We start from the raw sequence: 9,191 nt of genomic DNA on the forward strand, positions 1-9,191 counted from the left end.
CAGGGGTCAGGGGTCGGACGCAACCTTCGTGCGGCCTTTGTGTCCTTTGTGGTGAGATCATAAAAAGCTTCACCACGAAGGACACGAAGGACATAAAGAACCCGGGGCGCAACTGCGCGGGTGAGCGGGGGTTACAATACGTGTATGCGGGCGTGGCTCCAGGTCGGCCTGCTGGCAGCGCTGAGCGGCGTACTGGCCGCCTCCGGCTTCGGGCAATCGGTGGCGGAGGCGGCGCGGCAAGAGCAGGCGCGCAAGAGCAGCGCGCGCCCTGCGCCGCGCGTCTACACCAACGACGACTTCCCCGCCACCCTGCCCGAGACCATCCCTTCCCCATCCACCCAGGAGAAGGGGCCGCCCGCCGCGCAGTCGAAGAAGCCCTCCGCCGAGGAGGTGCGTTCCGCGGTGCTGGCGCAGAAGCAGAAGCTGCGCGCCCTCGACGCCCGCCTCGCCGACCTCCAGCGCCAGCTCGACGAGTGGAACAACGCCAACCTGGGCACCACCTGCAACACCTACGGCGTCTACAATCCCTACCAGACCTGGTGCCAGACTCCGCAGGTGCTGCTGCTGGAGCGCGACCGGGTGCAGGCGCAGCGCGACCAGGCCCAGCGCGACCTCGAGCAGATGCAGGAGGAAGCCCGCCGCATGGGCTTCCGCAGCGTGGTCTACGATCCCGACTGAGCAGACACCAGACGTCGGACGTCAGACGTCGGTCGCTCCGGCTTGCGCGTCAGGGCAGGCTAAGAACGAGCCCTCATCACCCGATCTCCCGATCACCCGATGTCCTCCGGGTCGACGCCCCGGTCGAAGTGGATCCAGAGCACGCGCGAGAAGAGAGTAACGAAGGGGACGAAGGGCAGGAAGAGCACGAAGGCGGCCAGCAGCAACCATTCCAGCTTCCACCCGGTCAGCCACCAGAACAGGGCCATGAAGGCGGCCAGGATGACGATGCCCAGGGCATAGCTGAAGTACATGGCGCCCAGGAAGTATCCCTGCTCGCGCTCGTATTTGAGGGCGCAGACGGGGCAGCGCTCGTGCATCTTGGGGAAGCGGAAGTAGAAGGAACCGCGGAAGATGGGACCCTGGCGGTAGCGCGGACAGAGCCCGCGGCGGATGGCCTGGAAGCCCGTGAGTCTCTCTGCGCGCGCGGCCGGCATGGAAGCAAGTCTATCGCAGCAGGAGCAGTCGTTGGTCGTCGGCCGTCGGCTCTCGGTCGTCGGCCTCCGTGGCCGGCTTTCGAGGTCCTCGGGTGCCCCACTCAAACCCGGTTCTGGCTTGGGTGGGTGGGGTAGCCCACATTTGCCCGCAGGGTGAACTCGAGGTCGCTGCCTGCTATTTCAGCGCTTCGGGATAACTGGCTGGGCATGTGCGCTGAATTCTGGGACAAACTGACATATCGTAGTCAGAACTTCATGGGCAATCTGCCGCATGCAGGCAAGCTCGGGACGGCCATTGAGGGCTTTGACGATACTACCGTTCGAGAATTGCCAACCAAGGGAATTGGCGCGAGACAGCGCCATGTACGCCTCATCGAGCTCTGGATCAACGTGAGCCCCACCATCGGTGTCGCAGACGTGAAGCACAAGCTCGCCCCGAGAGAAGGCCCGTCCGCCTTTATCCTTCAGAACCGGGTTGTTCCACCAGTCCGCAAAGGGTATGGGGCGCATGGGGATTGGGGGATCCATCACCGGAAGGTACTGGCCTCCCGAGGCCCCGAATTTCTGCATGACCAGGTTGCACTCGCTCAGTACGTTTCTTGGGTTCAGGGGACCGGCTGAATCAACAAAACGGGCGGGCCTGATATTCAGTTGAGCAAGCAATGCACGAGATTGACCGTGCTCATGCACGAGCACCCTGAGAACCAGAGCGATATGCTTACCCAGTGCTTCGAACCCTTCATCAAAACCCTGGCAAGCATTACGCAACAGCGTTAGTTGCTCCACGAGCTCTCGTTTAAGTTCGTCCTTTGGTCTCTGAAGCCTCTTTTTGGCCATGGTCTCTTCAGCCCATTGAGATATGGCGGGGATTGACCGGCAGGGGCCCGGGCCCACCGCTCGTCTGGTGGGCCTCCACTCTGCAGGCAACGCACGCAGCGCTTCCCCGCGCTCTCAGTCGTCCGTACGAGGCGCCTGCCGCCCCCGGCGGCTTGACTGCTGACCCGCCGTTAATGCGTCTGCTCACTCCAGAATTCGTCGCTAGGGTATCTAAATGACCTGGTGATATCTGGGAGGGCAGGGTCTTCCTGCCCGACTACGAAACGATACACCGCGGATTGCGGGCCCTGTGGCCCATACTGCACGAGTCTCAACCCATCCCCCTTGTCGTCGTGCCATTCCCCTTGGAGCTGCACACCGTTCTTGAAAAGCCTAACCTGCAACACGACGTTGCCTCTCCCGTCCAACACTTCGAGTACGCTCCGCGAATAGTTCTTGTCCCAGCAGACATTCTGCTGATTGGACACGTGCCACACGTTTCTGTCGATTTCTACTATCCGATTCCCGGTTACCCGGTCTCTTATCACTGTTGAGAAAAGGACATCGCCGTTATCGTCGCCACCGAAGGTCAATGTATCCCCGAAAATCTGCCAGGGGTCATGCTTGGAGCTGGGAAAATTGAACTTGGCTCCTACAGTGCCTATTTGAATCTGATAGTGCCCCGGCGGAACGTCTGGCAACTCTTCCGTGGCCACCAATTTGCCCCACGTTTGACGCGCCATTTCCTGCCGCCACTGAGAGTAGGCCGTTGGCCACAAACCCGCCACAAACGTGACTGCCAACAGACCCGTAGCGACCACCCTCCATTTCAGCTCGACACGATTCACCGGATCAATCAGAAGCTGAACGATCACGAGGAATCCGACGAAGCACGCAAACCAAATGATCCACCGGGCAATCGCAGGAATCGGGGCAACGGCAGGAACCGCAGCAAGAACGACGTCGAAAGCAAGGCCCAGTAATTCTTTCTTTCTTGAACGTTTCCTTGTCTTACCCATCGGTCAGGACCTTCTGAAACCCTCGCACTCATGAGCTGGACTGGCGGTGTGCGGCGGGGCAGGAATGGCGCGACGTGCTCACCGAATTATACTTCCCGCCGGGTGCCCCATCCTTCGCCCTTCTTGCGAAGGGTGGGAGGCGTGACGTCAATTTGGTCCAACCATAGGGATTCCCTCGCTGCTTGGAGGAGAGTCGTCGGCGGGAAGAGTCGTTGGTCGTTAGTCGTTGGTCGTTAACGGGCCGTGGACTCTGGTTGGTCGCCCGAGCACACTCCTCGCCGCCGCGGGGGCACGTGGCGGGGCGGCGGGACATTGGAGGAGTCGTTGGCCGTTAGTCGTTGGTCCCTTCGGCTGCGCTCAGGGCAGGCTGAGAACGGCAACTGCAGATCCCTCGCGGGCTGAAAGCCCGCTCGGGATGACAAGCGCAGAGGTAGAGGCCGAAAGAGGAAACGCGCGGGCACAGGGGCCCGCGCGTTTCCCTACTCTCTAATTCCAGTATGGCACAACGGAGGGGGCAAACCCGACAGGCAGAGGGACTTTATATTTGTCGCCGGCTCAGGGGCTTGCGGGGAATCGAGGCGTTTGGGGGGCTTGACAGGAAAGCAGACGCCGGACGTCAGACGTCAGTCATGACAGAATCCATCGGGTGATCGGGAGATCGGGTGATCGGAAGACCGAGATTCCTCGCTGCGCTCGGAATGACAAGCCCCAACTGCAGATCCCTCGCGGGCTGAAGCCCGCTCGGGATGACAACCTCATGACTTGGCGGCTTGGTTGCGGCCGCGGCGCCAGCGGTCGGCGGCGACCAGGGAGCTGACCCACACCGCCGCCGCCAAATATCCCGCCAGCACGTCGCTGGGATAGTGCACGCCCAGGTAGATGCGGGAGAGGCCGATGGCGGCGATCAGCGCCGCGGCCAGCGCCCACACCAGCACCTTCAGCCCGGGGGAGCGCAGGCGCGCGGCCAGCACTCCCGCCAGCACTCCATAAAAACAGAAGGAGAAGAGGGCGTGGCCGCTGGGGAAGCTCCAGTCGTGGCGCAGGTCACCGAAGAAGGGCGTGGGCCGGGGACGGTGGTAGGCGCTCTTGAGCGCGAGGTCGAGGACCAGGGCGCCGGCTACGCTGAAGACCAGCCACAGGGCGGCGCGGCGCCAGCGCAGCAGGAGGAAGATGACGACGCTGGCGGCGAAGGCAGCGATCAGGCCCTGGTAGCCGATGAGGGAAAACGTCCGCATGACGGCGGTCAGCGCGGGCGAGGAGAAGGCGTGCACGGCGTCGCGCACGCGGGCGTCGAAGGCGGCGACGTCGCCTTCGAAGACCTCGTCGGCCAGCCAGGCGAAGAGCAGGAGCGCCAGCACCGCCGCGGCCAGCGCGGCCAGCAGCGCGGTGCGCAGGCGCGGAGGCCGGGGGGCGCGCTCCGGTTCGGGCAGCGGAGGCGGGAAGGAGTGCGGGTGGGCGCTCATCCCAGATGCTCCGCGATCAGGGAGTCCAGCCGGGCCAGCAGCGCCGAGTTGTCCTGGCGGGGATAGCCGGCGAGGCGCTCGCGGTAGGAATCCAGGTTGTAGAGGAAGGACTCGATGCGCTCCTTGTTGAGGTCGTCCCACCAGGCGCCATAGCCCATCTTGTCCACGTAGTAAGCGTTGAAGACCTGCTCGAACTGCCGCTGCACGGGATAGGCGAGGTAAGGCTTGCCCAGGTGGAGCGCCTCCGAGACCAGGGAGAAGCCGGCGTTGGCGATGACGGCGCGGCAGGAAGCCAGATCGTGGAGGAAGCCGGGGAGACTGGGCCTCTTGAAGGTGAGGTTGGCGTCTTCGCCCTCGCGGTCGAAGCCGTAGAGCAGGAAGCGGCCGCGGATGCGGCGCAGCAGCTCCACCAGGCGCGCCGAGGGCGAGGTCACGTAGACGAGCACGTGGTCGCCGGAAGTGGGGCGCGTGTCGAGCACTTCGCGGCGCAGGATGGGCGGGAAGATCCAGGTTCCCTTGCGACGCACCGGCGGCTGGAAGAACGAGATGACGAGGTAGGCGCCGGCGCCCGGGGTCATGAGGCGGGTGACCAGCTTGGCGGCCGCGGCCTCGCGCCGGTACTGCGGCGGGTAGGAGATCTCGGCGTTGGTGAGGCAGTGCTGGTTGTCGATGGAGATGAGGGGCAGGCGGCGGCGCCGGGCCACGCGGCAGGAGAGCGGCTCGAAGTCGGTGATCACCAGCTCGATGCCCCAGTCGTCCACCTGGCGCAGGAGACTGCGGAGGCTGCGCGCGGCCTGGGGCACGGTGACCAGGTTCTTGCCCAGGGTGCGGCGGTAGCGCACCCGGTCGTTCACGTAGGCAAAGCGCAGGCCGTAGATCTCGGTGACCTGGAAGTCGTCCTTCAGGTTGCGCAGGCCGCGGTCGAACGAGACCACGTGCACGGTGTGGCCAGAGCGCACCAGGTGGGAGAGCACTTCGCGGGCGCGGGTGGAGTGCCCCGAGCCCTCGCCGTTCACGCCGTAGAGGATGCGCGCCATGGGGACGCTAGGACGCCAGGCGGAACTCCCAGGCGCAGTACTTCCCTTCCGGGGCGTCGGGAGGACAGTGCAGGCAGGTGGTCTGGATGCGGGGATCGATGGTGCGGGCGAAGGTGGCGAACTCCACCTGCCCGACGGAGCGGCAGGGGAAGTCAGCGAGGCCTTTGCGGCGGCGCGTCTCCTGTACCCGGCAGACTTCCATGAAGAAGCGCAGGCAGCGGCCGTCCTCGGCCCACTCCGTGCGCTGGTTGTTGATGAGGGCGTAGAGGCGAAGGCCGAGGGCCTTCTCCAGGGCGGGCAGGCCGCCGTTCTCGGGGAGAGCGAAGGTGCCGAGGATGCGGCGGGCCTCGGCGGCGGCGAAGCGCTCCCAGGAGCGGGTGTCGAGTTCGATGGCGGCGTCCAGGCCGTAGCACTCTTCCGCGGCCAGGAACCAGCAGCCGTCGTGGGCCAGCCAGTTCTTGGCAAACATCTCCAGGGCGCGCAGCAGCTCTTCCCGGCTCATCTCGTGGAAAGCGTTCACGGGGACTCTCTCAGTAACTCTCCCAGGAGCCGGCGTCGTGCGGCTCCTCGGCCTTCTGCTTGACCCGCACCACGGTGATCTTGGAAAAGCCCTCGGCGAAGGTGGGAGGCTTGAGCTTGGCGGCCATGCGCTGCATGACGTCCTCGGGGACCACGCGCTCGCGCTTGCGGTTGCGCTCCATGCAGACCTCCACCGGGACGTCGAAGAAGACGGCGTGAGTCTCGAAGCCGAAGTCCTTGGCCATGTGGATCCACTGGCGGCGCTCGCGGGGAGAGAGGTTGGTGGCGTCCACGTAGTTCCAGGGCATCTTGGCGATGAGGCGGGCGCGCAGCAGCGAGCGCAGGGTGGAGAAGACCAGGCTCTGGTAGCGCTGCTCGGTGATGGAATCGAAGAGGATGGTGCGCAGGGTGTCGCTGGAGAGCGGGGTGACACCGCGGCGCTTGAACCAGGTGGTCTTGCCGGAGCCGGGCAGGCCGATGGCCAGCACCACCACGCCCTTGGGAGCGCGCGCGGCGGGCTTGCCCGGGGGCAGTCCTTCAGGCTTGCCCGCGGGCGGAGCCGAGACCGACTCCGGCTGGGTCTCCACCACGATCTTGGGGCGGGCCGGGGGACGCGCTTCCCGCGGCGGCGGAGCGGGACGGCCTTCGCGCGCGGGCGCGGGCAGGCGCGGCTCGCGCGCGGGCGGAGCGGGCCGGGCTTCGCGCGCGGGCGGAGCGGGCCGGCCTTCGCGCGCGGGCGCGGCGGGGCGGGCCTCGCGCGGCGGCAGCGCGGCCAGGTCCTCGGGATAGATGGGCTGCAGCGGCGTGTAGCCTTCGGGCTTGGGCTGGCCGACTTTGCCGGTGGATTCCGATTCGGAGGGCTGCTTCTTTTTGCGGCGTCGCATACGCTCGCGTAACCACTTACGCATGTGGGACTTATAGCAGATGTGCGGGCGGGGAGCAAACTCGGAGAGGGAGTTGGGAGTTTGGAGTTAGTAGTTTGCGTGGCACCGGGCGCGGAACACTAACTCCTAACCACAAACTCCTAACTACTCGTACGCGCTCTGGACAGGCATAATACTGCCCCATCCCCCAAGGAGGCATCGTGGCGAAATACCTGGTGATGGCAGTGTTGCTGGCAGCGGGTTCCCTTTCGTGTCTGGCCCAAGAGTCCAAGGAATACGCGGCTTGCAATCAGAAGGCGGTGGCGCAACCCGATCTCAATGCCTGTGCCAGGGAAGAAGCCGCCCGCGTAGACGCCGAACTCAACCAGGTCTACGCCCAGCTTCTGAAAGCGGCGAAGGACGATCCCGATGCGGTCGCCAAGATCAAGGCCGCCGAGAAGGCGTGGGTGGTCTACCGCGACGCCTACCTCGAGGCCATGTATCCCGCCAAGGACAAGCAGGCGGAATACGGCTCCGAGTACCTGATGGAAGTGAGCCTGCTCACCGCCAAGCTGACGCGCCGGCAGATCGAGGCGCTCAAGGGGCTTCTACAGCAATACAGCAGCTAGCCAAGGCGAAGGAGTCAGGAGTCGGGGGTCAGCAGTCAGGAGTGAGGGCTTTGTGTGAACTTTGTTCCCTTTGTGGCTGGAAAGCTGCTTTACCACAAAGGACACAAAGGTAATCACGAAGGCCCACGAAGGAGACTGGAACCCGCTGACTCCTGACTCCTGACCCCTGATTACTCCTTCTCGAGCACCTCTTCCGGGCTGTAGTGATGCAGCCCGCGAATCACCTTGCCCTCCGGCTTCTTGCGCAGCAGGTAGACGAAGCGGCGGGGCGGATCGCCGGCCTCCACCGCCATCAATTCGTAGAGTTGGTCCTCGTAGGAGATGGTGGTGAGCGCGGTCCAGGGCTTGGGACGGCAGGAGCGGATGCGCAGCTCCCAGGGCGAGTAGGCGGTGGCGCGCTCGACCTCATCGGGGATGCGCGGGCCCAGGGCGCGTTCGGCGCGTCGCGCGTCGCGCCGGGTGTGCACCCAGCCCACCAGCGCCAAAGGCAGGGTGGGGATGATCTCGCCGGTGATGGCGGCGCCCAGCGCGCGCAGCAACCCTTCCAGGGCGAAGTAGGCCAGCAGCCAGGTGGTGGGATGGATCAGGTACTCGCCCAGGGTGAGGAAGCCGGCGCCGTACTGCACCGCCTCCGAGGCCATGGCGTGCTCGGCGCCGTGTTGCATGAGCGTGCCGGCGAGCGCGCCGATGTGCTCCTGCATGAAGCGCAGGTAGCCATAGATGAAGAAGCCCAGGCAGAGGACGAGCTGGGCGACGGCACCCAGGAAGGCGCCGCGATGCAGGTCGACGTCGCTCTCCAGGAAGCGGCGGCGGTAGCGCGCGGGAGCGAGCGCGAGCACGGCGCCGCCCAGCAGCCCGGCCAGGTCCTTGAACATGCGGCGAATCTTACACCCGGCGTGCCGTCCCTGACGGGACTCGGAGACGAGAACGGCTCGCTACCCAGGACTGCGCGCGAGGCGCGCTTCGTCCTGGGCTATTGTCAAACGCCCTTCGGGCTGGGACCGGCCCGGGTGCGCCCCGCCGTGACGGAACCTTGCGGGGTGTCATCCTTCGCGAGGCGAAGCCGAGCGGAGGATCTGACGACATCGTGGACGCAACCGCAGCGGCGGAGGAAACCGAGTCGCCAGATCCTCCCGCCTCCCTTCGGTCGGCGGAAGCATGACATTTTTCGAGGTTAGGGTGGCGCGGGCAGGACGCCCGCCACCACAGCCGCCGGGACGGCGGCGCTACAAGCACAGGCGAGTCGCCTGTGCCACACGGGTCTGCTGTGACCCAAGTCCGCCGCGGCTGTGACAACCAGCGGGCCGCGTTGCTTCCCTATTGCCGCGATGCTACGATTTTCTCGTCCCCAGGGGGCTGCGATCGCAGCCGGTCAGCTTCTTCATTCCGCACGGAGGCATTCCTCATGGCCATCAAGGTAGGCATCAACGGCTTCGGCCGCATCGGGCGCAACATCTATCGCACCGCCATCGGCGACCCCAACCTCGAGATTGTGGCCGTCAACGATCTGACCGACGCCAAGACCCTCGCTCACCTGCTCAAGTACGATTCCATCCTGGGCAACATCCACAACAAGGTGAGCGCCGGGCAGGACTCGATCCAGGTGGACGGCCACAGCATGCGCGTCTTCGCCGAGAAGGACCCGGCCAAGCTGGACTGGAACTCGCTGGGGGTGCAGGTAGTGGTGGAAT

At 65.2% G+C, this 9,191-nt stretch carries 11 protein-coding genes; 3 read left to right on the top strand and 8 right to left on the bottom strand.

The features are described from left to right. The first annotated feature begins 144 nt into the window (after nt 1–144). Entirely contained in the window at nt 145–678 is a 534-nt protein-coding gene (locus VEG08_08315; protein ID HXZ27986.1) for a hypothetical protein, read from the top strand. Nucleotides 679–770: 92 nt separating this feature from the next. On the opposite strand, the gene VEG08_08320 is transcribed toward VEG08_08315, so the two are convergent. From VEG08_08320 to VEG08_08350, 7 genes are all read right to left on the bottom strand, one after another. Further along, nucleotides 771–1,154 carry a DUF983 domain-containing protein gene (locus VEG08_08320; protein ID HXZ27987.1) on the bottom strand — a complete coding sequence of 128 codons (384 nt, stop codon included), beginning with the start codon at nt 1,152–1,154 and terminating at the stop codon, nt 771–773. Between the two features lie 180 nt (nt 1,155–1,334). Next, nucleotides 1,335–1,991, bottom strand: coding sequence for a hypothetical protein (locus VEG08_08325; protein ID HXZ27988.1), 657 nt, complete (start codon nt 1,989–1,991; stop codon nt 1,335–1,337). A gap of 170 nt (nt 1,992–2,161) precedes the next feature. Next, nucleotides 2,162–2,989, bottom strand: coding sequence for a hypothetical protein (locus tag VEG08_08330; GenBank protein ID HXZ27989.1), 828 nt, complete (start codon nt 2,987–2,989; stop codon nt 2,162–2,164). Between the two features lie 755 nt (nt 2,990–3,744). After that, on the bottom strand, nt 3,745–4,452 hold the full coding sequence (locus VEG08_08335) for a phosphatase PAP2 family protein (protein HXZ27990.1): 708 nt from the start codon (nt 4,450–4,452) through the stop codon (nt 3,745–3,747). Continuing rightward, nucleotides 4,449–5,489: an MJ1255/VC2487 family glycosyltransferase gene (locus VEG08_08340; GenBank protein ID HXZ27991.1), complete on the bottom strand. Its 1,041-nt coding sequence runs from the start codon at nt 5,487–5,489 to the stop codon at nt 4,449–4,451. The genes VEG08_08335 and VEG08_08340 overlap by 4 nt, the downstream gene beginning before the upstream one ends. A 7-nt stretch (nt 5,490–5,496) precedes the next feature. Further along, nucleotides 5,497–6,009 carry a DUF6125 family protein gene (locus tag VEG08_08345; GenBank protein ID HXZ27992.1) on the bottom strand — a complete coding sequence of 171 codons (513 nt, stop codon included), beginning with the start codon at nt 6,007–6,009 and terminating at the stop codon, nt 5,497–5,499. 10 nt (nt 6,010–6,019) lie between these two features. Further along, complete coding sequence (locus tag VEG08_08350) at nt 6,020–6,892, bottom strand: AAA family ATPase (protein ID HXZ27993.1); 873 nt, start codon at nt 6,890–6,892, stop codon at nt 6,020–6,022. A 200-nt stretch (nt 6,893–7,092) separates the two neighbouring features. Between VEG08_08350 and VEG08_08355 the strand changes: the two genes are divergently transcribed. Further along, nucleotides 7,093–7,500 carry a lysozyme inhibitor LprI family protein gene (locus tag VEG08_08355; protein ID HXZ27994.1) on the top strand — a complete coding sequence of 136 codons (408 nt, stop codon included), beginning with the start codon at nt 7,093–7,095 and terminating at the stop codon, nt 7,498–7,500. 170 nt (nt 7,501–7,670) lie between these two features. On the opposite strand, the gene VEG08_08360 is transcribed toward VEG08_08355, so the two are convergent. Then, nucleotides 7,671–8,375 (bottom strand): hypothetical protein, encoded by a 705-nt coding sequence (locus VEG08_08360; GenBank protein ID HXZ27995.1) that lies wholly within the window; start codon nt 8,373–8,375, stop codon nt 7,671–7,673. 530 nt (nt 8,376–8,905) lie between these two features. On the opposite strand from VEG08_08360, the gene VEG08_08365 reads away from it, so the two are divergent. Further along, nucleotides 8,906–9,191 (top strand): glyceraldehyde 3-phosphate dehydrogenase NAD-binding domain-containing protein (locus VEG08_08365; GenBank protein HXZ27996.1); only part of this gene is annotated, 286 nt, incomplete at its 3' end.

It is taken from the genome of Terriglobales bacterium (genome assembly GCA_035624475.1).
Taxonomy (GTDB): domain Bacteria; phylum Acidobacteriota; class Terriglobia; order Terriglobales; family Acidobacteriaceae; genus DASPRL01.

What these genes read in the sequence shown, in the direction of transcription:
- VEG08_08315 (HXZ27986.1), top strand. Translation starts at nt 145, where the DNA reads ATGCGGGCGTGGCTCCAGGTCGGCCTGCTGGCAGCGCTGAGCGGCGTA.
- VEG08_08320 (HXZ27987.1), bottom strand. Translation starts at nt 1,154, where the DNA reads ATGCCGGCCGCGCGCGCAGAGAGACTCACGGGCTTCCAGGCCATCCGC.
- VEG08_08325 (HXZ27988.1), bottom strand. Translation starts at nt 1,991, where the DNA reads ATGGCCAAAAAGAGGCTTCAGAGACCAAAGGACGAACTTAAACGAGAG.
- VEG08_08330 (HXZ27989.1), bottom strand. Translation starts at nt 2,989, where the DNA reads ATGGGTAAGACAAGGAAACGTTCAAGAAAGAAAGAATTACTGGGCCTT.
- VEG08_08335 (HXZ27990.1), bottom strand. Translation starts at nt 4,452, where the DNA reads ATGAGCGCCCACCCGCACTCCTTCCCGCCTCCGCTGCCCGAACCGGAG.
- VEG08_08340 (HXZ27991.1), bottom strand. Translation starts at nt 5,489, where the DNA reads ATGGCGCGCATCCTCTACGGCGTGAACGGCGAGGGCTCGGGGCACTCC.
- VEG08_08350 (HXZ27993.1), bottom strand. Translation starts at nt 6,892, where the DNA reads ATGCGACGCCGCAAAAAGAAGCAGCCCTCCGAATCGGAATCCACCGGC.
- VEG08_08360 (HXZ27995.1), bottom strand. Translation starts at nt 8,375, where the DNA reads ATGTTCAAGGACCTGGCCGGGCTGCTGGGCGGCGCCGTGCTCGCGCTC.